Here is a 22,044-nt window from a genome sequence, read left to right on the forward strand (position 1 = left end):
ACTACTTATTATTTAGTTGCTTTTTTCTTGTTGGCAACAGTTTTTCTCTTACCTTTTCTTGTTCTAGAGTTGTTCTTCGTTCTTTGTCCTCTTAATGGAAGACCAGATCTATGACGAATACCTCTATAACAACCAATGTCCATAAGACGTTTGATGTTTAAAGAAACTTCTGAACGCAATTCACCTTCAATTTTGAATGTTGATACCGCTTCACGAATTGCTCCGATTTCGTCATCATTCCAATCTTGAACTTTCTTGTCTTGGCTAACTTGAGCTTTTTCTAAAATCTCAATAGCTCTACTTTTTCCTAATCCGAAGATGTAGGTTAGTGCAATAACACCTCTCTTATTTTTCGGGATATCTACCCCTGCAATTCTTGCCATAACTATCCTTGTCTTTGTTTAAATCTAGGATTCTTTTTGTTAATTACGTACAATCTCCCTTTTCTTCGCACGATAACGCACTCGGGACTTCTCTTTTTAACTGATGCTCTAACTTTCATTGTGAATAGCCTTTATTAATATCTATAAGTAATTCTTGCTTTTGACAAATCGTAAGGACTCATTTCTAGTTTCACTTTATCACCAGGTAATAATTTGATATAATGCATTCGCATTTTTCCAGAAATATGAGCAATTACAATATGTCCATTTTCTAATTCTACACGGAACATCGCATTTGATAATGCTTCAATAATTGATCCGTCTTGTTCTATTGCTGATTGTTTTGCCATAAATTAAGCTACCGCTTTTCTATTTTTTCCACTTTTCATCAAACCATCATAATGCTTATTAAGCAAGTAGGAATTGATTTGTTGAATTGTATCAATTGCTACACCAACCATAATTATAAGTGACGTACCTCCAAAGAACATTGCCCAAGATTGTTGAACATCCATAATACTTACAACAATCGCTGGGAACACAGCTATCAAAGCAAGAAATAAAGAACCTGGAAAAGTAATTAAAGACATCACTTTATCTAAAAAGTCAGATGTTTCTATACCAGGTCTGATACCAGGAATAAATCCACCACTTCTTTTTAAGTCATCTGCCATTTTGTTTGTAGGAACAGTAATTGCAGTATAAAAGAAAGTAAATACAACAATTAAAGTTGCAAACAAAAGGTTATACCAAAAACCGAACATATTACTAAATGCACCTGCAATAGAGGATGAAACATCTGATTTAGACAATCCTGCTAATGCAGCTGGAATAAACATAATAGCTTGTGCAAATATAATTGGCATTACACCAGATGCATTAAGCTTTAAAGGAATCCATTGTCTGTTTCCGCCCATCATATCTTCTTCGAAATCTCCAGAAACAGTTCGTCTTGCGTACTGAACAGGGATTTTTCTAATTGCCATTACTAACAATACACAAGAGATAATAACCAATAACCATACAATAATTTCGATTACCAATAACATTGGACCTCCGTTGTTGTTTGTTACTCTAGTTGTAAATTCTTGAATAAATGCTTGTGGTAATCTTGCTAATATACCCACCATAATTAATAGTGATATACCATTACCGATTCCTTTATCAGTAATTTTTTCTCCTAACCACATGGCAAAAATTGTCCCTGTAACTAAAATAATAACTGATGAGAATAAGAATGCAAAAGAATCTGAACCTAATAAGAAAGCTGCTTTAGGCAAAGTTCTGTACAAGTTATAAATATAACCAGGACCTTGAACTAAAGTAATAGCGATTGTCAACCAACGTGTGATTTGGTTAATTTTCTTTCTTCCACTTTCACCATCGCTTTGCAATTTTTGTAAATACGGAACCGCGATTCCCATTAACTGAACAACAATAGATGCTGAAATATAAGGCATAATACCTAATGCAAAGATAGAAGCTTTTGAAAAAGCACCACCAGTAAACATGTCAAGAATTGAACCAATACCGTTTTTAGTTTGGCCTGCTAAACTGTTTAATTGTGTAGCGTCAATACCTGGTAGCGTAACATGTGCTCCAAAACGATATACTAAAAGTAGTCCTAAAGTGATTAGGATTCTATTTTTAAGTTCCTCGATTTTCCAAACATTAATTAATGATTCAATAAATTTCTTCATCTTACTAAAATTATAATGTTACAGCTTCTCCACCAGCAGCCTCAATAGCGGCTTTAGCGGTTGCAGTAAATTTGTGAGCAGTTACCTTTAATTTTGCTGTCAATTCTCCTCTACCTAAAATCTTTACGATTTCATTTTTGGTAGCCAAACGGTTTGATACAAAAACTGTCATATCAACAGTATCTGTAATTACACCATTATCAACAAGTAATTGAAGTGTATCAAGATTAACACCTTCGTATTCTTTACGATTGATGTTTGTGAAACCAAACTTAGGCACACGTCTTTGAAGTGGCATTTGCCCTCCTTCAAAACCAATCTTTTTAGAATAACCAGAACGAGATTTTGCTCCTTTGTGACCTCTTGCAGAAGTACCACCTTTTCCAGAACCTTCTCCTCTACCTAATCTTTTGTTTTGATTGTGTGTAGCACCTTCAGCAGGTTGTAAGTTACTTAAATTCATAACAGTATTTGTTATTTAGCTTCTTCAACAGAAACTAAGTGTTTAACTTTATTTATCATTCCAAGGATAGTTGGGTTAGAATCATGCTCTACAACTTGACCCATTTTACGAAGTCCCAAAGCCTCTAATCCTCTTTTTTGAGTAAGTGGACAGTTGATTTTGCTTCTTACTTGTTTTACTAATAATTTAGCCATAATTTCCTTGAATTAACCTTTAAAAACTTTATCTAAAGAAATACCTCTTTGTTTTGCAACAGTATGAGCACTTCTCATTTGTAACAAAGCATCAAAAGTTGCTTTAACTACGTTGTGAGGATTTGATGATCCTTGTGATTTTGACAATACATCATGAATTCCAACTGATTCAAGAACTGAACGAACAGCTCCACCAGCAATAACTCCTGTACCATGAGAGGCAGGAATTAAGAATACACGTGCACCACCAAATTTACCTTTTTGTTCGTGAGGAACTGATTGACCATTCAAAGGAATTTTTACTAAATTTTTCTTGGCATCTTCTACTGCTTTCGCAATTGCTTCAGAAACGTCTTTAGATTTTCCTAATCCGTGACCAACTACTCCATTTTCATCACCTACGACTACAATAGCAGAAAAACCAAAAGCTCTACCACCCTTTGTAACCTTAGTAACACGATTTACACTTACCAAACGATCTTTTAATTCAAGACCACTAGGCTTTACTAACTCTACATTCTTGTATTTACTATTAGACATACTATATTAGAATTTAAGTCCAGCAGCTCTCGCGCCTTCAGCTAATGATTTAATACGACCGTGATATAAATAACCTCCTCTATCGAAAGTTACTACATCAATACCGGCTTTTAACGCTTTTTCTCCAACTAGTTTTCCAACTGCAGTTGCAACATCTACGTTTGTACCTTTACTTACTTCTTTTTCTCTTGAAGATGCAGATAAAATAGTAACTCCAGAAACATCGTCAATTAATTGAGCATAAATTTCTTTGTTACTTCTAAATACAGAAAGTCTTGGATTAGTAGCAGTACCACTAATTGTCTTTCTAATTCTATATCTAATTCTCTGTCTTCTATCAGATTTTGTTAATGACATAATCTTATATTTTTTAAGCTGATTTACCCGCTTTTCTTCTTAATACTTCACCTACGAATTTAACACCTTTTCCTTTGTAAGGTTCTGGTTTTCTAAAACCTCTAATTTTTGCAGCTACCTGCCCTAATAGTTGTTTGTCGAATGATGTTAATTTTACGATTGGATTCTTACCTTTTTCAGATATTGTTTCAACAACTACTTCAGAAGCAACTTCCAAAACAATATTATGAGAATAACCTAAAGCTAAGTCCAATTTTTGTCCTTGATTAGATGCTCTATAACCAACACCTACCAATTCCAATTCTTTAGTAAAACCTTCCGATACACCTACAATCATATTATTGATTAAAGATCTGTACAATCCGTGTTTTGCTCTATGGTCTTTATGATCAGACGATCTATCAACTTGAACTTGATCGCCTTCAACTGTTACAGTTACGTCCGAAAACTCCTGCGTTAGTTGACCTTTTTTTCCTTTTACTGTAATGATTCCTGAAGCAACTTCAACAGTTACGCCAGCAGGGATTACAACTGGGTTTTTACCTATTCTTGACATCTTACTAGACTTTAAATTAGTATACGTAGCAAATTACTTCGCCACCAACATTAAGTTGTTTCGCTTGTTTTCCAGTCATCAAACCTTTTGATGTAGAAACAATCGCAATACCTAAACCGTTTAAGATTCTTGGGATTTTAGAAGAACCTGCATACTTTCGTAAACCTGGTTTACTAATTCTTTGGATGTCTTTGATTACTGACTCTTTGGTATCTTTATCATACTTCAAAGCTATTTTGATTGAACCCTGAACAGCGTTGTCTTCAAATTTGTAACTTAAGATATATCCTTGATCAAATAAGATCTTAGTTATTTCTTTTTTTAGATTAGATGCAGGAATTTCGACAACTTTGTGGTTTGCAGCCACGGCGTTTCTAACTCTTGTCAAATAATCCGCAATAGGATCTGTGTACATGTTTATTGATTTGCGGTTTTGGTTTTCAAATAACTATTATTCGAACCTGAAACCAATTTATAAATGTTTATAAAAAAACGTAAATTACGTTTCTACCAAGATGCTTTTTTAACACCTGGGATTAATCCGTTATTTGCCATTTCACGAAATGTAACACGTGAAAGTCCAAATTGACGCATATAACCTCTTGGTCTTCCAGTTAATTTACAACGATTGTGCAAACGAACAGGTGAAGCATTTTTCGGCAACTTTTGCAAACCTACGAAATCTCCAGCTTCTAACAAAGCTTTTCTTTTCTCAGCATATTTTGCTACCGTTTTTTCTCTTTTTACCTCACGGGCTTTCATTGATTCTTTAGCCATGTCTTAATTCTTTTTAAAAGGTAATCCTAGTACGGCTAATAACGACTTTGCTTCTTTATCTGTTTTTGCAGAAGTAACAAAGGAAATATCCATTCCAGAAATTTTATTTACTTTATCAATATCAATTTCAGGGAAAATGATTTGTTCTAAAACACCTAAGTTATAATTACCTCTTCCGTCGAAACCAGTAGCTTTGATACCACTAAAATCTCTAACACGTGGCAAAGATGAAGTAACAAGTCTATCTAAAAACTCATACATTCTTTCTCCACGAAGGGTAACTTTTGCACCAATCGGCATTCCTTTTCTCAATTTGAATGACGCAACGTCTTTCTTTGAAATTGTAGAAACTGCTTTTTGTCCAGTAATCTTTGTTAACTCATCAACTGCATAGTCAATTAGTTTTTTGTCAGATACTGCTGCACCAACTCCTTTACTCAAAACGATTTTTTCCAATTTTGGAACTTGCATTACGTTTGTGTAACCGAATTCTTCTTTAAGAGCAGAGACTACTCTGTTCTTATATTCATCTTTTAGTCTAGGTATATAAGCCATCACTATAGTACTTGATTAGATTTTTTTGAAAATCTTACTTTTTTATCTCCTTCAATTCTGATTCCAACTCTTGTAGCTTCCTTAGTTTTAGGATCTATAAGAGATAAATTTGAAATTTGAATTGCAGCTTCTTTCTTAACGATTCCTCCTTGAGGGCTTTTAGCACTTGGTTTGGTATGTTTTGAAACCATATTTACGGCTTCAACAATCGCTTTGTTCTTCTCACGGTCAACTTTAAGAACTTTACCTTCAGAACCTTTATGGTCTCCAGCAATAACTCTTACAATATCTCCTGTTTTTATTTTTAGCTTTATCATCTTAAAATAATTAAAGCACTTCTGGTGCTAATGATACAATTTTCATGAATTGTTTTTCACGAAGTTCTCTTGCTACTGGACCAAAAACGCGAGTTCCTCTCATTTCACCAGCAGCATTTAACAATACGCAAGCGTTATCGTCAAATCTAATGTATGAACCGTCGGCTCTTCTCACTTCTTTTTTGGTACGTACAACAACTGCAGTTGAAACAGCTCCTTTTTTAACGCTTCCGTTTGGAGATGTATCTTTTATTGAAACTACAATCTTGTCACCAACAGAGGCATACCTTCTTTTGGTACCTCCTAAAACACGGATAGTCAAAACTTCTTTTGCTCCTGTGTTATCTGCTACTTTTAGTCTTGATTCTTGTTGTACCATAATTATTTAGCTCTTTCAATGATTTCAACTAACCTCCAACATTTTGTTTTACTTAAAGGACGCGTTTCGCTAATCCTTACAGTATCTCCAATATTACAGTCGTTCTTTTCGTCGTGTGCGTGATACTTTTTAGTTTTCAACACGAACTTACCGTATAATGGGTGTTTAACTTTACGCACTTCTTCAACAACAATAGATTTATCCATTTTGTCTGAAGTAACAACACCAACTCTTTCTTTTCTTAAATTTCTTTTTTCTTCCATCTTTCAGCAGATTACAATTATTGTAACTCTCTTTTAGTAAGTTCTGTAGCTAATCTTGCAACTGATCTTCTTACACTTCTAATTTGAAGTGGATTTTCAATTGGTGAAATGGCATGTGCCATTTTAAGGTCAGCATATATCTTCTTAGTTTGACTAAGTTTCTCTTGCAACTCCGCTGCAGAAAGATTTTTTATTTCTGATTGTTTCATAATATAATATAAGATTATGCTTCGAAATCTCTAGCAACGACAAATTTAGTTTTTACTGGAAGCTTTTGAGCTGCAAGACGTAACGCCTCTTTTGCAACTGACAAAGGTACTCCTCCAACTTCAAACATAATTCTTCCGGGTTTAACAACGGCAGCCCAATATTCAACGGCTCCTTTACCTTTACCCATACGTACCTCAAGAGGTTTCTTTGTGATTGGTTTGTCTGGAAATATTTTAATCCATAATTGTCCTTCTCTTTTCATAAAACGAGTTGCAGCAATACGCGCAGCTTCGATTTGACGAGAGGTTAAGAACATTCCATCTTCATGTACAGATTTAATTCCAAACATTCCATTAGAAAGTTCATGTCCTCTTTGAGAATTTCCTTTCATTTTACCCTTTTGTACCTTTCGGTATTTTGTTCTTTTAGGCTGTAACATTTTTCTTTAGTTTAAAAATTTACTTTCGTTTACGAGCGTCTGGTTTACCACCTTTATTAAAAGGCTTTCTGTCTCCTCTTGGAGAATCGCCACCTTTACCACTATTTGGTCCAGATTGTTTTTTATCCATTCCAGCAAGTGGAGAAAGATCTCTCTTTCCATAAACTTCACCTTTCATGATCCACACTTTGATTCCCATTCTACCATAAGTAGTATGTGCTTCAGCAAGTGCGTAATCAATATCAGCTCTGAAAGTTGATAGAGGAATTCTACCTTCTTTGAAACCTTCTGAACGCGCCATTTCTGCACCATTCAAACGTCCAGAAATCAAAACTTTGATACCTTCTGCGTTCATACGCATAGTAGCAGCAATAGCCATTTTGATTGCACGTCTGTAAGAAATTCTGCTTTCGATTTGACGACAGATGCTTGTAGCAACTAAATAAGCATCTAACTCAGGTCTTTTAATTTCAAAGATGTTGATTTGAACCTCTTTGTCGGTAACTTTCTTAAGTTCTTCTTTTAACTTGTCTACCTCTTGGCCACCTTTTCCGATAATAATACCAGGTCTAGCAGTAGTGATAGTAACGGTTACAAGTTTCAAAGTTCTTTCGATATATACCTTTGATACACTAGCTTTTGATAAACGAGCATGGATATACTTTCTGATTTTGAAATCTTCGGCAAGTTTATCACCGTAATCATTTCCACCATACCAGTTGGAATCCCATCCTCTGATGATACCAAGTCTATTTCCTATTGGATTTGTCTTTTGTCCCATCTTAATTATTAATTGCTTGTGTGTTATTAATAGCTCCTAACACGATTGTTACGTGATTAGAACGTTTTCTAATTCTGTGTGCGCGACCTTGTGGTGCTGGACGAAGTCTTTTTAACATCATTCCACCATCTACTCTAATCTCTTTTACGAATAAGCCTGCTTCTTCCATATTAGCATCAGGGTTTTTTGCTTGCCAGTTGGCAATAACAGATAAAACCAATTTTTCTAATTTTCTTGAAGCTTCTTTAGAACTAAATCTTAAAATATTTAGTGCTCTTTCTACTTTCTGACCTCTTACCAAGTCCGCTACTAAGCGCATTTTTCTAGGTGAAGTAGGGCAGTTATTCAATTTCGCGAAAGCCAAAGACTTATTAGCCTCTTTTCTCGCATCTGCTGTTTCTCTTTTACGAACTCCCATTGCTTCTTATTTTTTACCTTTATTTTTTGCTCCAGCGTGACCCCTAAAAGATCGAGTTGGTGAAAATTCTCCTAATTTGTGACCTACCATGTTTTCTGTTACGTAAACTGGTACAAACTGACGACCGTTATGAACTGCGATTGTTTGTCCAACAAAGTCTGGAGTAATCATTGAAGCTCTAGACCATGTCTTTACTACTCCTTTATTACCACCTGCAATGTTTTCTTGAACTTTCTTGTCTAACTTATAATGAACGAAAGGTCCTTTTTTTAATGAACGTGCCATATCTTATTATTTCTTTCTACGTTCTACAATATACTTGTTACTCGGGTTTTTCTTAGAACGCGTTCTATAACCTTTAGCAGGTATTCCATTTCTTGAACGTGGATGTCCACCAGAAGAACGTCCTTCACCACCACCCATTGGGTGATCGACAGGGTTCATTGCAACAGGTCTTGTTCTAGGTCTTCTTCCTAACCATCTTGTTCTACCTGCTTTACCAGATACAACTAATTGGTGGTCTGAATTAGATACTGCTCCAATTGTTGCTGAACAAGTTAACAAGATTAATCTCGTTTCACCTGATGGCATTTTAATTGTAGCGTATTTTCCATCTCTTGCCATTAATTGAGCGAATGTTCCAGCTGAACGTGCGATTACAGCACCTTGACCTGGTCTTAATTCGATACAAGATATAACAGTTCCTAAAGGAATTCTGCTAAGAGGCAATGTATTACCAATTTCAGGTTGCGCATCAGGACCAGAAACTAATTTCTGACCAACTTGCAATCCGTTTTGAGCAATAACATAAGTTTTCTCACCATCAGCATACGCTAATAATGCGATAAACGCAGTACGATTTGGATCATATTCGATTGATTTCACTGAAGCAGGAATTCCTTCTTTAGTTCTTTTGAAATCAATAATACGATATCTCTGCTTGTGACCACCACCCGTATAACGCATGGTCATCTTTCCTTGACTATTTCTACCTCCAGAGTTTTTTATCGGCGCTATCAAAGAGCGTTCCGGCTTATCAGTTGTAATGGCGTCATAACCATTCACAACTCTAAATCGCTGACCTGGGGTAATAGGTTTTAATTTTCTTACTGACATTTTTCTAGTCTAGATATTGTTGTAAAAATCAATTGTTTCTCCTTCTTGTACTTGAACAATTGCTTTTTTAGCAGCATTTGTCTTTCCACTTATTAAACCACTTTTGGTGAATTTTGTAGTTCTATCTGGTCTTACGTTCATTGTGTTCACGCTAACAACAGATACTCCATAAGCAGCCTCAACAGCTTTCTTAATTTGTACTTTGTTTGCCTTCTTGTCAACGAAAAAACCAAAATGATTTAAAACTTCACTTTGTTTGGTCATTTTTTCTGTAACTATAGGTTTAATTATGATGCTCATATCCTAGTTATTTACTTAAATTATCTTCAATTCCTTCTAATGAGCCTTCTAACAATACTAAATTATTAGCATTTAAAATGGCGTAAGTACTTAATTCTAAGTTGCTTAACACGCTAGACCCCTTCAAATTACGTGACGACAAATATACATTTTTATTTGTATCGCCCAACACAAACAAAGATTTTTTATTCTCTAATCCTAAAGCCTTCAAAACAGTGATGAAGTTTTTAGTATTTGGAGTGTCGAAAGTAAAGTCTTCAACAACAATAATGTTGGATTCTTTTGCTTTGATTGAGAAGGCAGATTTTCTTGCTAAACGTTTTACAGCTTTATTCAATTTGAATGAATAGCTTCTTGGTCTGGGTCCGAAAACTGTTCCTCCACCTTTGAATAATGGATTCTTTGCACTACCAGCACGAGCCGTACCAGTACCTTTTTGTTTTTTAATCTTACGTGTACTTCCGGCAACTTCAGCTCTTTCTTTAGCTTTGTGAGTTCCTTGTCTTTGGTTTGCTAAATATTGTTTAACATCCAAATATACTGCGTGATTGTTTGGTTCTATACCGAATACTGAATCAGAAAGTTGAACTTTTCTTCCAGTATCTTTTCCGTTGAAATCTAATACTTTTGCTTCCATTACTTCTGAATGATTACATAAGAGTTGTTACATCCAGGAACACATCCTTTAATAACAAGTAGGTTCTTTTCAGCCACTACTTTTAAAACTCTAAGGTTTTGAACTTTTACATTGTCTCCTCCCATTCTTCCAGCCATACGCATTCCTTTGAATACTCTAGATGGATAAGAAGAAGCTCCTACAGAACCTGGCGCTCTTAAACGGTTGTGTTGACCGTGAGTTGCTTGTCCAACACCACCAAAACCGTGACGTTTAACAACCCCTTGAAAACCTTTACCTTTAGATACACCTTGTACATCTACAAACTCTCCTTCAACAAAAATAGAAACATCAATAAGATCTCCTAATTTTTGTTCTGTTGCGAAACCTTGGAATTCAACGACTTTTTTCTTAGCTACAGTTCCCGCTTTTTTAAAGTGACCTAAAGCCGCTTTTGTGGAATGTTTCTCGTTTTTGTCATCGAAACCTAGTTGCAACGCTTCGTACCCGTCAACACCTTTGGTTCTGACTTGGGTAACAACACATGGTCCAGCTTCGATTACTGTACAAGGAATATTCTTCCCGTTTTCGTCGAAAATGCTAGTCATGCCGATTTTTCTACCAATTAACCCAGACATAATTATTATTTATTAATTATTAAATATTTATAATCGTTATTGGTTATACGTTATTCGTTAAAAGTCTTACGACCGTATAACAAATAACTGATAACTTATAACTAAAATTATACTTTGATTTCTACTTCAACACCACTTGGCAACTCTAATTTCATTAGAGCGTCAATTGTTTTTGATGAAGAGGAATAAATGTCAATTAATCTCTTGTATGACATTACTTCAAATTGTTCTCTCGCTTTTTTGTTAACGTGTGGAGAACGCAAAACAGTGAAAAGTTTTTTGTGAGTTGGTAATGGAATTGGTCCAGTTACTACAGCACCCGTGCTTTTTACAGTTTTTACAATCTTTTCAGCAGACTTGTCTACCAACATGTGATCGTAAGATTTCAATTTTATTCTGATTTTTTGACTCATTTTCTTAAAGATTATGCGTTTCCTTTTGCTTTTTTGATAACTGCTTCTGAAATATTTGCTGGTGTTTCAGAATAGTGTGAAAATTCCATTGTAGATGTTGCTCTACCAGAAGATAGTGTTCTTAATGTAGTTACATAACCGAACATTTCTGATAATGGCACATCTGCTTTGATTGTTTTTGCGCCTGCTCTGTCACCCATGTCATTCACTTGACCTCTACGACGGTTGATGTCACCTACGATATCTCCCATGTTTTCTTCAGGTGTAATCACTTCCATTTTCATGATAGGCTCAAGAATAACAGCTCCAGCAGCTTTTGCTACTTCTCTGTACCCCATTCTTGCAGCAAGTTCAAAAGAAAGTGCATCAGAATCGACAGGGTGAAAAGATCCGTCTAATAAAGTTACTTTTAAACTATCGACTTGGTATCCTGCTAAAGGACCTGTTTTCATAGCTTCTCTGAAACCTTTTTCTACAGATGGGATATATTCTTTAGGGACGTTACCTCCTTTTACTGCATTTACAAATTGCAATCCAACAGCAGCTTTACCGTCAACTTCGTCAGCAGGCTCAAGTCTAAATACGATATCACCGAATTTACCACGACCTCCAGATTGTTTCTTATACGTCTCTCTGTGTTGAGCAACTTTTGTAAAAGCTTCTTTGTATTCCACTTGAGGCTCCCCTTGGTTCACTTCAACTTTGAATTCACGTTTCATTCTATCCACAAGAATATCTAAGTGTAACTCACCCATTCCTGAAATAATAGTTTGTCCTGAAGCTTCATCAGTTCTAACTGTAAATGTAGGATCTTCTTCAGCCAATTTAGCCAAAGCCATACCCATTTTATCTACGTCAGCCTTAGTTTTAGGCTCAATTGCAATACCAATTACTGGTGCAGGGAATTTCATTGACTCCAGAATGATTGGGTGTTTTTCGTCACACAATGTATCTCCAGTTTTGATATCTTTAAATCCAACTGCTGCTCCAATATCACCCGCTTCGATATAATCGATTGGGTTTTGTTTGTTAGCATGCATTTGGTAAATACGAGAAATTCTTTCTTTATTTCCTGAACGCGTGTTCAATACATAAGAACCAGCATCTAAACGACCAGAATACGCACGGAAGAAAGCCAAACGACCTACGAATGGGTCAGTAGCAATCTTAAATGCCAAAGCAGCGAATGGCTCTTTAACATCTGGCTTACGCATAATTTTAGTTTGATCTTCTTCTAATAAATCAGCATCATCAGGATGAATTCCTTCGATACCTTCTTTATCCATTGGTGATGGTAAGTATTTACATACCGCATCTAACATGAATTGAACTCCTTTGTTTTTGAAAGAAGAACCAGCAATCATAGGAATGATAGCCATGTCCATAACAGCAGCTCTTAGAGCCGTATTAATTTCTTCCTCAGTAATTGAGTCTTCATCTTCCATGAATTTTTCAAGCAAATTCTCATCATAATCAGCAACTGCTTCAATAAGAATCGATCTGTATTCTTTTACTTCGTCCAACATGTCAGCAGGAATAGGCACAATATCAAATGTAGCTCCTAAACCTTCTTCATCCCAAACTATTGCTTGGTTTCTAACTAAATCGACAACACCTTTGAAATCATTTTCTTCACCAATTGGCAAAGTGATTGCAACTGCATTTGATTTTAACATGTCTCTTACTTGTTGACATACCATCAAAAAGTTAGATCCTTGTCTGTCCATTTTATTAACAAAACCGATACGTGGCACTCTATATTGATCTGCAAGTCTCCAGTTAGTTTCAGATTGTGGTTCTACACCATCAACTGCACTAAACAAGAAAACCAACCCATCAAGTACACGTAAAGAACGATTTACTTCAACAGTAAAATCAACGTGTCCTGGGGTATCAATAATATTGAAATGATACGGTAATGTTTCAGGTAATACTTTACCTTGTGTCGTTGGAAAATTCCATTCACAAGTTGTAGCAGCAGAAGTAATTGTAATCCCTCTTTCTTGCTCTTGCGCCATCCAATCCATTGTTGCAGCACCATCGTGTACTTCGCCAATTTTGTGTGATTTTCCAGTATAGAATAATATTCGCTCTGTTGTTGTTGTTTTACCAGCATCAATGTGAGCAGCAATTCCTATGTTTCTTGTAAATTTTAAATCTCTAGCCATTTCTTCTTAATTAAAATCTAAAATGTGAGAATGCTTTATTTGCTTCAGCCATTTTGTGAGTATCCATTCTCTTTTTAACAGCAGCACCTTCTTCTTTAGCCGCAGCTAAACACTCAGACGCTAGTCTTTGAGCCATAGATTTCTCATTTCTTCTTCTAGAATAAAGTATCAACCACTTCATTGCCATAGAAATTTTTCTGTCTGGTCTGATTTGCATTGGAATTTGGAATGTAGCTCCACCAACTCTACGACTACGTACTTCTACGTGAGGCATAACATTCGTTAAAGCATCTTTCCAGATGTCTAATGATGATTTTTCTGCATCTTGCTTTTTAGTTTCTATAATGTCAATTGCATCATAAAATACTTTGAAAGCTGTTGATTTTTTACCATCCCACATTAAGTTGTTCACAAAACGTGTTACCAGTTGGTCATTAAACCTTGGATCTGGTAAAAGTGGTCTTTTCTTTGCCGCTCTTTTTCTCATTTCTTTTTTTTTAAAAAAAGTCTTAACGTCTTAAGGTCATAATGTCATAATGTACAAAAAATGCACTTTCGACTTTCGACTTTCGACTTTCGACTAATTAATTACTTTTTTACTTCCTTTGGGCGTTTTGCTCCGTACTTAGATCTTCTTTGTGTTCTTCCTGCTACTCCTGACGTATCAAGCGCACCACGCACAATGTGGTATCTTACTCCTGGCAAATCTTTTACCCTTCCACCCCTAACTAATACTATCGAGTGCTCTTGTAGATTGTGTCCTTCACCAGGGATGTAGGCATTTACTTCATTACCATTAGTCAAACGTACACGCGCTACTTTACGCATTGCAGAGTTTGGTTTTTTTGGTGTAGTAGTGTAAACACGCGTACAAACCCCTCTTCTTTGGGGACAAGAATCTAAAGCAACCGATTTACTCTTCTTAGTTATCTGAGTTCTTCCTGTTCTTACTAATTGTTGAATTGTTGGCATAATTAATACTAAAAATTACTTATATATTAAATTTCCCGCTTTTTACGGGGTTGCAAATATACAAATTATTTTTTTCTATCCAAATCATAAACCATTAATTTTCAAACCATTTTGTAAACCCTAATTTTTATTATACTATTTTGGTATTTTTGCGTTATATTTATAAAAATTTGATGTCAAATTGAAAAGAACACTTCTTTTATTTTTATTTATTTTCATAAGCTATTCGACTTCAGCTCAAAATAGCTATTTGAAAATTTCTAGCGCATCAGAATTAGAAAATAAAACGATAGATTCCATTGGATACAATAAAAAACATTCCAATGTGAAAGGTGTTTTTGATGAAGTTCAATTGGTTTCCGATAAATTAATGAAGCACGGTTATATAGATACCGAAATTTTGAAGAATTCTAAAGACAATGACACCACTTTTCTGTTCCAAATTCAGCTTGGAAACAGAACGAATTTTATACATATATATATAGGTAGAAATTCTCCTTTAAAATCGCTTGCTAATTTTGAATCTAAAAGCGATACGTTGATAATGACAATCGGCGAAACTGAATCTTTTTTGAATCAAACGTTAAACAAATTAGAAACTAAGGGTTATTCCCTTTCCAAATTAAAACTCGTAAATTTCAAAAAAATAAAAAATTCGCTTTTCGCAGAATTAGTTTTAGAAACAGGAAACCATCGTCAATTGAATGACATTGTAATTAATGGCTACGATAAATTCCCCGAAGGACACAAAAAAGAAATCCTTCGGCTTCATAAAAACAAAACTTTCAATCAGGAAAATCTAAAGAAAATATATAGCGATTTTGAAAAATTTAGATTTATAAATCAAATGAAATATCCAGAAATTTTATTTACAAAAGACACTACCAAAGTCTATGTGTATTTAGAAAAGTCCAAGCCCAATAAATTTGATGGTTATATTGGATTTTCAAATGATGAAAAAAGCAAATTGGCATTCAATGGCTATTTGAATTTATTATTGGTAAATATAATGAATGCTGGCGAAGAATTTTCGCTCTATTGGAAAAGCGATGGCGGCAATCAAAAAACATTTAATTTAGGGGTTGAAGTGCCATATATTTTCAAAAGTCCTATTGGGATAAAAGCAAGTTTAACTATTTTCAAACAAGATAGTATCTTTCAAAATACTAAAACTGCCATTGATTTTGGTTACCTTTTCAATTACAATAGTCGTCTTTATTTAGGGTATCAATCGGCAGAATCGAGTGATATTCAAAATAAAAATAGCGCTATTATTAGTGATTATAAAAACTCGTTTTTAACCACAAATTATGAGTTTGTTGATTATCGAAACTCCAATTTTTTATTTCCTGAAAAGTCAAAAATAAGCGCCAAAATAGGCTTTGGTTCTCGGAATTCAAATTTGAAATCCTACCAGCAAATTTTCGCAACTATTGACCTGAGCCACTCTTTATTTTTAAACGAAAAAAATTGTATCAATATCAAAAGTCGGAATTACTATTTGCAAAGCGACCAATATATTATCAATGAATTGTACCGTTTTGGCGGAATAAATTCCATTCGAGGATTTAATGAAAATAGTCTACAAGCAAATGAGTTTTTCTCTTTGTTAACAGAGTACCGCTATGTTCTTGCACCAAGTATTTATATCCACTCCATAATGGATTACGGCTATTATAAAGATACTACGAATTCAAAAAACGGCACTTTATTAGGGCTGGGTTTTGGTTTTGGATTACTCACAAAAAACGGGCTTTTTAATATTGTTTATGCCAATGGAAGTACAAAAAACCAAGCAATACAACTTTCAAATTCAATTGTGCACATCAGTTTTAAATCCAATTTTTAAAAGCTTTGTAGCTTACTAACTTTATCCTATATTTGCAAAATGGAAAAAGAACACCTTATATTTGGAATACGTGCGATAATTGAAGCAATTCAATCTGGAAAAGAAATTGACAAAGTCTTTGTTCAAAAAGAAATTTCTGGAGAGTTGATGAAGGATTTAATGAAAGTGATGAAAAGAAATAATATCAATTTTTCGTATGTTCCTGTTGAAAAATTGAACCGTTTGACACCAAATAATCATCAGGGAGTTGTGGCAAGTATTTCGCCGATTTCTTTTTATGATTTAGAAACATTAATAGAAACTGTAATTGAAAACGGCAAAACGCCCTTGTTTTTAATTTTAGATCAAATTTCTGATGCGAGAAATTTTGGCGCCATTATCAGAACAGCTGAATGTACTGGTGTAAATGGTATAATTGTTCAAAAAGCGGGTTCTGCACCAGTGAATGGCGACACTGTAAAAACATCGGCTGGTGCAGTTTTTAATATTCCCATTTGTAAAGTTGAACACATAAAAGACGCGATTTTTTTATTGCAAGCAAGCGGCATAAAAACGGTTGCGGCTACTGAAAAAACAGATCAAAATATATATGATATTTCATTAAATGAACCTGTAGCAATTATTATGGGCTCAGAAGATCGAGGTGTAAATCCTTCGGTTTTGAAAATTGTAGATGAAAAAGCGAAACTTCCAATGTTTGGAACTATTGGCTCATTGAATGTTTCCGTTGCGTGTGGTGCTTTTTTATATGAAGCCGTAAGACAGAGAAGTTAATCCCATCCCAAACCCTTCCCAAAGGAATGAGACGAAACTAAAAAAATGAATTAGGACTTTGGTTTGAATTCCTTTTTTTTATTTTCTAAAATGGTGTAATTTACTGGAAAGTCCGTTGTGTAATATGGCGGTATTTCTTCTTCAATTTCAATTTTTGGAAGGTTTACAAAATTTCCGTTTTCGTCAAAACGCTGCATAAATTTATCCTCTTCAGTATTAAAATTTGGGTGTTCCCAATCGTATTTTATCAGTTTTTTATATTCGGGAGTTTTGAAACTTATTGTAAAAATAAATCCTGTTACCAAACCTGCTAAATGACCTTCCCAAGAAATTCCTTCTTGAATGTTTGGAAAAATATACCACACCATACTTCCATAAATCAAAACTACAAGAAGTGAAAGCGCAACTAATCGGTAATATTTAGTCATTATTCCTTTGAAGAAAATAAAACTTACTAGGACATAAATTAATCCGCTTGCGCCAATATGGTAGGATTCACGACCAATAATCCAGGTTATAAATCCTGATATTAGAATGCCATAACCTAAAATCTTGAAAATATAATCTCTGTAGAAATAGCGTAAAGTGGCAATTAATATAAATAATGGAATGGAATTATTATAAAGATGCTCTACGTTTCCGTGAATAAATGGGCTGCATACAATTCCTATTAAACCCGATACTGTTCGTGGATAAATTCCGAATTGGTCGAAGTTGAAATGAAAACGCACGTCAATCCAAAAGACAAACCAAAGTAAAACTACCGATAAAAACGGAATTAGAATTACGGAAGGTGAAAATTTGAAATGATTGTCATTCATTGAGAAATAATTTATCGATTATTAAAAATAGTAATCAAAAATAAAACCAAAAACACAAGGTGCTATTTTGTCATACCAATTTGAAAATTTGAAAATAAGATAACTTGAAAGTTACTTCAAAAATGATTTAATATAATTATATTTGTAAAGCGTTCATTTGAATGTATTATTTCATTTTCAAATCATCTCATTTACAATTTCTTATGGAAGCACCGTTAGCAGAGCGAATTCGCCCGCAGAAATTGGAAGATTATTTGAGTCAGTTGCACTTGGTGGGGCCAAATGGCTCGTTGACGCAACAAATCGCAAAGGGAATTATCCCGTCATTGATTTTCTGGGGACCACCAGGAACGGGGAAAACGACGTTGGCACAAATCATTGCGCAGGAATCGAAACGCCCGTTTTATATTTTGAGCGCCATCAATTCTGGGGTGAAAGATATTCGCGATGTGATTGAAAAAGCGAAACAAAGCGGCGGATTATTCACTACTAAAAACCCGATTTTATTTATAGATGAGATTCACAGATTTAGCAAATCGCAGCAAGATTCGTTGTTGGCGGCGGTTGAAAAAGGATGGATAACATTGATTGGAGCTACAACTGAAAATCCAAGTTTTGAAGTGATTCCAGCGTTGTTATCAAGGTGTCAGGTGTATGTTTTGAACGCATTTTCAAAGTCAGATTTGGAAAATTTGTTACAAAGAGCGATGCGGGAAGACGTGTATTTGAAAACTAAAAATATTGTGATGGAGGAATCTGAGGCAATCTTAAGGCTTTCGAGTGGCGATGGACGCAAGCTATTAAATATTTTTGAATTGGTCGTAAACGCTTCTAATGAAGACGAGATTTTGATTACGAATGAAAAAGTTTTGCGGTTAGTGCAGCAAAATACGGTTTTGTATGATAAAACTGGGGAGCAGCATTATGATATTGTTTCGGCATTTATAAAATCGATACGTGGAAGTGATCCCAATGGAGCGGTTTATTGGTTGGCAAGAATGATTGAAGGTGGTGAAGATGTTAAATTTATTGCCCGGCGAATGTTGATTTTATCGAGTGAAGATATTGGAAATGCAAATCCAACGGCTTTTATTATGGCAAACACAACTTTTCAAGCGGTTTCGACAATTGGTTATCCTGAAAGCAGAATTTTGTTGAGCCAATGCGCAATATATTTGGCGACTTCTCCCAAAAGTAATGCCAGTTATATGGCGATAAATCAGGCGCAGCAGTTGGTAAAACAATCTGGGGATTTGCCCGTTCCGATTCATTTGAGAAATGCACCAACGAAATTGATGAAGGAATTGGGTTATGGCGAGGAATATAAATATTCGCACGATTTTGCAAATAATTTTGCTGAACAAGAATTTTTACCTGATGAAATAGCAGAAACTTTACTATATAATCCCGGGAATAACTCAAGGGAAAATGGAACTCGGGAGTTTTTAAAAAATCGTTGGAAAGATAAATATGGGTATTAAAGTTATGAGTTATGAGTTATAAGTTATGAGTTGGGTGATGCCGATTTAAAACTTCACTTCTACTTTTTCCGAAAGTAATTTTGAGTTACTAATATATTCAAAAAACCACTGATTTTCTTTTGAAATCAAAACTCCTTGAATGTTGTTTTTATATGCAATAAAGCAAATTGGGCTTGATGTTTTATAAATTTTCATAATCACTTTTGGTGTTGAATCTATAAGTTGAAATCCATTTTCGATGGGTTGCGCAAATAAAACCAAATCATTGGCTTTTATATTGTCATTTATTACATTCCTGTCTTTCACATTACTATTTTCTTTTGCAATGACATTGATATTGAAATTACCATTGCCATTGTATTTATATCCCAATTTTTCAAATGAATTAAACGCTTCTCGCAACGCTATATTATAGGCAACTTGATATTCTTTTTCTTGACTTTTGCCTTCTACAGATGTAAATAAAACTGTGTTTTTACAATCTTTTAAGACCACGGAGATTTTGGTCTTAAACATATTTCCATTGTTCAGCACTTCTACAAAAACCTTGTTGCAATTGCTTTCAGCAACTTCGGCGGGTAAAATATCAGTGTCAAAAAAAGTGACAAAACCGTATTTTTCCATTAACATTTTGGTAAGTGTGTTCAATCGATATTGATCTTTTTCATTTAAAAAAGTAAATTTTGAAGGAACAATTGCATATTTATAATCGTTGATAGTTTGAGAGAAACCTAAGCTTGAAGCCAAAACTACAAGTAAAATGATATATTTTTTCATACTCTAAAGATAATTTTTTAATTCTAATAAATGTGAAACTTGTTTGATATTTATATGTGTTTTCGTTGGGTCAATATTAAATAGAATGGCATCCATCCCAAAATTTAAGGCGCCATTTACATCTGCTTCGATACAATCGCCAATCATAATACTATGTTCTTTTTGTGCTTTTGCTGAAGCTACCGCATATTCAAAAATTTTAGGATTTGGCTTTTTCACACCCGCTGATTCAGAATTGGTAATGGTTTTGAAATAATGTCCAATATTAGAATTTTGTAATTTATTTCCTTGAATTTCTTGAAAACCATTCGTTATAATATGCAAATTATATTTCGGTTTTAAATAGTCTAAAATTGCAATTGCACCTTCAAAAAGATGATTGAATTTTGGTAAGTATTCAATATATTCTTCTGATAAAAACAGTATTCTTTCATCATCAATTTCATAATTTAATAGTACGAATGTGTCTTTTAATCTCCCCAATCGCAATTCATATTGCGTGATTTCATCCACTCGATACAATTCCCAATATTTGATATTTATTGGAACATAATGAGTTAGGAATAAGTCCAAGTCAACATCTATAGCGTGTTTCTTGAAAATAGTTTCAATTGCCAATGCAGAATTTTTTTCAAAATCCCAAAGTGTATGGTCTAAATCAAAGAAAACATCAGAAATTTTCATAGTTGTATTTTAATTATTTTAAAAGAAAATCTAATTTTTTAAGGAGCAATTCACCCGTTGAATTGACTGCAATTATTTTCCCGTCTTTGTCTAATAGTATGTTTAGTGGAATGCCTTTAATCTCAAATTGATTGGTGACTTTTCCGTGCCAGCCTCCAATATCGACAAGATTCGTCCAACTCAAACCATCAGTTTCTATAGCTTTTGTCCAGTTATTACCGTAAGTATCAATCGAAATACTCACAATTTCAAAATTTCTATTTTTATACTTATTATAAATATCTTTCCATTCAATATTATTTTTTCTACTTGGTTTGTACCAAGATGCCCAAAAATTAATTAGCACTACTTTTCCTCTAAAATCTTCTATAGAAACTGATTCTCCAGTTTGATTTGGTAAACTGAAATTCTCCAATTTTTTGCCAATTTTCAACTTTTTAGAAAGTACTGTTTTGTTAAATATTTTTAAAGTATCTTTTACTTTTTCAATTTCTATTTTCTTTTTAATAGGCGCAACCAACATTAAATCGTTAATTTGTTCCGCAGATAAAACCTGATTTTTTGGTGCTTTTTTTAATATCAAATCCAAAATGGGATAACCGGGATTTCCAATTACTGTTTCAAAATACTTCTTGTAAATTTTATTGCTTTTCTCCTCTTTAGTAAGCCCGCTTTTTTCAATTGCCTTCTGATATTCATCAATTGAAGTCATCAAATCGTTGGTTTTAGAACCTGAAATTTTCTTGATTTCTATATCATTAACATCTTCATTTCCATTTTTAAAAACGGTTGTTGCTATTGTTACATCTACAATACTGTTTTCTAAATAGAAAAAAGCAACGGTAGAAGTTGGTTTTAAAGTCAGGGAAATTTTAGCGGAATCACCTAATTTGCCTTTGAATTTGAATTTTTTATCAACCACCAAACAACTATCATTTATATTTTCAAGTGCGCTTGAACGCAGATAAATCATACCGCTATAATCGCCTTCAACGTTTCCATTTATTGTAAATGTTTTATTTATTTCTTGAGAAAACAAGGCGATTCTAAGGAATATAAAAAGGGATAAAATTATTTTTTTTGTCATACCAATTTATAATTAT

35 protein-coding genes are annotated in these 22,044 nt (G+C 34.2%); 3 read left to right on the plus strand and 32 right to left on the minus strand.

The window, feature by feature from the left end; genetic code table 11:
* Window positions 1–8 precede the first annotated feature (8 nt).
* The 28 genes from rpsM to rpsL all read right to left on the minus strand — a co-directional run bounded on the left by rpsM (window position 9) and on the right by rpsL (window position 14,555).
* The gene (rpsM, locus tag AC9UEH_RS00335; protein ID WP_073018962.1) at window positions 9–383 is read right to left on the minus strand and encodes a 30S ribosomal protein S13; all 375 of its coding nucleotides are present in this window, start codon (window positions 381–383) and stop codon (window positions 9–11) included.
* A gap of 2 nt (window positions 384–385) precedes the next feature.
* A complete protein-coding gene (gene ykgO, locus AC9UEH_RS00340) occupies window positions 386–502 on the minus strand; it encodes a type B 50S ribosomal protein L36 (RefSeq protein ID WP_108736932.1) in 117 nt (38 codons plus the stop codon).
* Between the two features lie 15 nt (window positions 503–517).
* Entirely contained in the window at window positions 518–733 is a 216-nt protein-coding gene (gene infA, locus AC9UEH_RS00345; RefSeq protein WP_007136545.1) for a translation initiation factor IF-1, read from the minus strand.
* 3 nt (window positions 734–736) lie between these two features.
* Entirely contained in the window at window positions 737–2,083 is a 1,347-nt protein-coding gene (gene secY, locus AC9UEH_RS00350; RefSeq protein ID WP_509527294.1) for a preprotein translocase subunit SecY, read from the minus strand.
* A gap of 10 nt (window positions 2,084–2,093) precedes the next feature.
* On the minus strand, window positions 2,094–2,546 hold the full coding sequence (gene rplO / locus AC9UEH_RS00355; protein WP_509527296.1) for a 50S ribosomal protein L15: 453 nt from the start codon (window positions 2,544–2,546) through the stop codon (window positions 2,094–2,096).
* An 11-nt stretch (window positions 2,547–2,557) separates the two neighbouring features.
* On the minus strand, window positions 2,558–2,740 hold the full coding sequence (gene rpmD / locus AC9UEH_RS00360) for a 50S ribosomal protein L30 (protein ID WP_027310825.1): 183 nt from the start codon (window positions 2,738–2,740) through the stop codon (window positions 2,558–2,560).
* A gap of 12 nt (window positions 2,741–2,752) precedes the next feature.
* Window positions 2,753–3,280, minus strand: a complete 528-nt coding sequence (rpsE, locus tag AC9UEH_RS00365; RefSeq protein WP_509527298.1) for a 30S ribosomal protein S5 — start codon at window positions 3,278–3,280, stop codon at window positions 2,753–2,755.
* A 6-nt stretch (window positions 3,281–3,286) separates the two neighbouring features.
* Window positions 3,287–3,637 carry a 50S ribosomal protein L18 gene (gene rplR / locus AC9UEH_RS00370; protein WP_509527300.1) on the minus strand — a complete coding sequence of 117 codons (351 nt, stop codon included), beginning with the start codon at window positions 3,635–3,637 and terminating at the stop codon, window positions 3,287–3,289.
* 13 nt (window positions 3,638–3,650) lie between these two features.
* Complete coding sequence (gene rplF, locus AC9UEH_RS00375) at window positions 3,651–4,193, minus strand: 50S ribosomal protein L6 (protein ID WP_509527302.1); 543 nt, start codon at window positions 4,191–4,193, stop codon at window positions 3,651–3,653.
* Between the two features lie 16 nt (window positions 4,194–4,209).
* Window positions 4,210–4,608: a 30S ribosomal protein S8 gene (gene rpsH, locus AC9UEH_RS00380; RefSeq protein WP_509527304.1), complete on the minus strand. Its 399-nt coding sequence runs from the start codon at window positions 4,606–4,608 to the stop codon at window positions 4,210–4,212.
* 92 nt (window positions 4,609–4,700) lie between these two features.
* Window positions 4,701–4,970: a 30S ribosomal protein S14 gene (gene rpsN, locus AC9UEH_RS00385; RefSeq protein ID WP_007136553.1), complete on the minus strand. Its 270-nt coding sequence runs from the start codon at window positions 4,968–4,970 to the stop codon at window positions 4,701–4,703.
* 3 nt (window positions 4,971–4,973) lie between these two features.
* Window positions 4,974–5,525, minus strand: coding sequence for a 50S ribosomal protein L5 (gene rplE / locus AC9UEH_RS00390; RefSeq protein WP_509527307.1), 552 nt, complete (start codon window positions 5,523–5,525; stop codon window positions 4,974–4,976).
* A 2-nt stretch (window positions 5,526–5,527) separates the two neighbouring features.
* Window positions 5,528–5,842, minus strand: a complete 315-nt coding sequence (gene rplX / locus AC9UEH_RS00395) for a 50S ribosomal protein L24 (RefSeq protein WP_509527309.1) — start codon at window positions 5,840–5,842, stop codon at window positions 5,528–5,530.
* Window positions 5,843–5,852: 10 nt separating this feature from the next.
* Window positions 5,853–6,221 (minus strand): 50S ribosomal protein L14, encoded by a 369-nt coding sequence (rplN, locus tag AC9UEH_RS00400; RefSeq protein WP_022828366.1) that lies wholly within the window; start codon window positions 6,219–6,221, stop codon window positions 5,853–5,855.
* A gap of 2 nt (window positions 6,222–6,223) precedes the next feature.
* The gene (gene rpsQ / locus AC9UEH_RS00405; protein WP_509527311.1) at window positions 6,224–6,484 is read right to left on the minus strand and encodes a 30S ribosomal protein S17; all 261 of its coding nucleotides are present in this window, start codon (window positions 6,482–6,484) and stop codon (window positions 6,224–6,226) included.
* Between the two features lie 17 nt (window positions 6,485–6,501).
* The gene (rpmC, locus tag AC9UEH_RS00410; RefSeq protein WP_509527313.1) at window positions 6,502–6,693 is read right to left on the minus strand and encodes a 50S ribosomal protein L29; all 192 of its coding nucleotides are present in this window, start codon (window positions 6,691–6,693) and stop codon (window positions 6,502–6,504) included.
* A 14-nt stretch (window positions 6,694–6,707) separates the two neighbouring features.
* Complete coding sequence (rplP, locus tag AC9UEH_RS00415) at window positions 6,708–7,133, minus strand: 50S ribosomal protein L16 (RefSeq protein ID WP_007803637.1); 426 nt, start codon at window positions 7,131–7,133, stop codon at window positions 6,708–6,710.
* A 19-nt stretch (window positions 7,134–7,152) separates the two neighbouring features.
* Window positions 7,153–7,914, minus strand: a complete 762-nt coding sequence (rpsC, locus tag AC9UEH_RS00420; protein ID WP_509527316.1) for a 30S ribosomal protein S3 — start codon at window positions 7,912–7,914, stop codon at window positions 7,153–7,155.
* 1 nt (window position 7,915) lies between these two features.
* Window positions 7,916–8,332 carry a 50S ribosomal protein L22 gene (gene rplV / locus AC9UEH_RS00425; protein ID WP_509527318.1) on the minus strand — a complete coding sequence of 139 codons (417 nt, stop codon included), beginning with the start codon at window positions 8,330–8,332 and terminating at the stop codon, window positions 7,916–7,918.
* 6 nt (window positions 8,333–8,338) lie between these two features.
* Window positions 8,339–8,617, minus strand: coding sequence for a 30S ribosomal protein S19 (gene rpsS / locus AC9UEH_RS00430; protein ID WP_007136562.1), 279 nt, complete (start codon window positions 8,615–8,617; stop codon window positions 8,339–8,341).
* Between the two features lie 6 nt (window positions 8,618–8,623).
* Complete coding sequence (gene rplB / locus AC9UEH_RS00435) at window positions 8,624–9,448, minus strand: 50S ribosomal protein L2 (protein ID WP_027310777.1); 825 nt, start codon at window positions 9,446–9,448, stop codon at window positions 8,624–8,626.
* A gap of 9 nt (window positions 9,449–9,457) precedes the next feature.
* Window positions 9,458–9,748 (minus strand): 50S ribosomal protein L23, encoded by a 291-nt coding sequence (rplW, locus tag AC9UEH_RS00440; protein WP_509527325.1) that lies wholly within the window; start codon window positions 9,746–9,748, stop codon window positions 9,458–9,460.
* Between the two features lie 7 nt (window positions 9,749–9,755).
* Window positions 9,756–10,385, minus strand: coding sequence for a 50S ribosomal protein L4 (rplD, locus tag AC9UEH_RS00445; RefSeq protein ID WP_509527327.1), 630 nt, complete (start codon window positions 10,383–10,385; stop codon window positions 9,756–9,758).
* Window positions 10,385–11,002, minus strand: a complete 618-nt coding sequence (rplC, locus tag AC9UEH_RS00450; protein WP_509527329.1) for a 50S ribosomal protein L3 — start codon at window positions 11,000–11,002, stop codon at window positions 10,385–10,387. The genes rplD and rplC overlap by 1 nt, the downstream gene beginning before the upstream one ends.
* Window positions 11,003–11,109: 107 nt before the next feature.
* On the minus strand, window positions 11,110–11,415 hold the full coding sequence (rpsJ, locus tag AC9UEH_RS00455; RefSeq protein WP_011963470.1) for a 30S ribosomal protein S10: 306 nt from the start codon (window positions 11,413–11,415) through the stop codon (window positions 11,110–11,112).
* 11 nt (window positions 11,416–11,426) lie between these two features.
* Window positions 11,427–13,583 (minus strand): elongation factor G, encoded by a 2,157-nt coding sequence (gene fusA, locus AC9UEH_RS00460; protein ID WP_509527332.1) that lies wholly within the window; start codon window positions 13,581–13,583, stop codon window positions 11,427–11,429.
* Window positions 13,584–13,593: 10 nt separating this feature from the next.
* On the minus strand, window positions 13,594–14,070 hold the full coding sequence (gene rpsG / locus AC9UEH_RS00465; RefSeq protein ID WP_509527334.1) for a 30S ribosomal protein S7: 477 nt from the start codon (window positions 14,068–14,070) through the stop codon (window positions 13,594–13,596).
* Window positions 14,071–14,171: 101 nt separating this feature from the next.
* Complete coding sequence (rpsL, locus tag AC9UEH_RS00470; RefSeq protein ID WP_144893908.1) at window positions 14,172–14,555, minus strand: 30S ribosomal protein S12; 384 nt, start codon at window positions 14,553–14,555, stop codon at window positions 14,172–14,174.
* Between the two features lie 181 nt (window positions 14,556–14,736).
* Between rpsL and AC9UEH_RS00475 the strand changes: the two genes are divergently transcribed.
* A complete protein-coding gene (locus AC9UEH_RS00475; RefSeq protein ID WP_509527336.1) occupies window positions 14,737–16,404 on the plus strand; it encodes a BamA/TamA family outer membrane protein in 1,668 nt (555 codons plus the stop codon).
* A 39-nt stretch (window positions 16,405–16,443) separates the two neighbouring features.
* Window positions 16,444–17,178: a 23S rRNA (guanosine(2251)-2'-O)-methyltransferase RlmB gene (gene rlmB / locus AC9UEH_RS00480; protein WP_509527338.1), complete on the plus strand. Its 735-nt coding sequence runs from the start codon at window positions 16,444–16,446 to the stop codon at window positions 17,176–17,178.
* Window positions 17,179–17,228: 50 nt separating this feature from the next.
* On the opposite strand, the gene AC9UEH_RS00485 is transcribed toward rlmB, so the two are convergent.
* Window positions 17,229–17,999, minus strand: coding sequence for a rhomboid family intramembrane serine protease (locus tag AC9UEH_RS00485; RefSeq protein ID WP_509527340.1), 771 nt, complete (start codon window positions 17,997–17,999; stop codon window positions 17,229–17,231).
* 203 nt (window positions 18,000–18,202) lie between these two features.
* On the opposite strand from AC9UEH_RS00485, the gene AC9UEH_RS00490 reads away from it, so the two are divergent.
* The gene (locus AC9UEH_RS00490) at window positions 18,203–19,480 is read left to right on the plus strand and encodes a replication-associated recombination protein A (protein ID WP_509527342.1); all 1,278 of its coding nucleotides are present in this window, start codon (window positions 18,203–18,205) and stop codon (window positions 19,478–19,480) included.
* A gap of 45 nt (window positions 19,481–19,525) precedes the next feature.
* Here the strand turns inward: AC9UEH_RS00490 and AC9UEH_RS00495 are convergent, their stop codons facing one another.
* From AC9UEH_RS00495 to AC9UEH_RS00505, 3 genes are read right to left on the minus strand one after another with little or no spacing between them, the layout of a single operon-like run.
* Window positions 19,526–20,257 (minus strand): hypothetical protein, encoded by a 732-nt coding sequence (locus AC9UEH_RS00495; protein WP_509527344.1) that lies wholly within the window; start codon window positions 20,255–20,257, stop codon window positions 19,526–19,528.
* A gap of 3 nt (window positions 20,258–20,260) precedes the next feature.
* Window positions 20,261–20,941, minus strand: coding sequence for a YjjG family noncanonical pyrimidine nucleotidase (locus tag AC9UEH_RS00500; protein WP_509527346.1), 681 nt, complete (start codon window positions 20,939–20,941; stop codon window positions 20,261–20,263).
* A 13-nt stretch (window positions 20,942–20,954) separates the two neighbouring features.
* Window positions 20,955–22,028 carry a redoxin domain-containing protein gene (locus AC9UEH_RS00505; protein ID WP_509527348.1) on the minus strand — a complete coding sequence of 358 codons (1,074 nt, stop codon included), beginning with the start codon at window positions 22,026–22,028 and terminating at the stop codon, window positions 20,955–20,957.
* Window positions 22,029–22,044: the final 16 nt, after the last annotated feature.

The sequence above is a fragment of the Flavobacterium sp. genome, from assembly GCF_040402835.1.
Lineage (GTDB): Bacteria > Bacteroidota > Bacteroidia > Flavobacteriales > Flavobacteriaceae > Flavobacterium.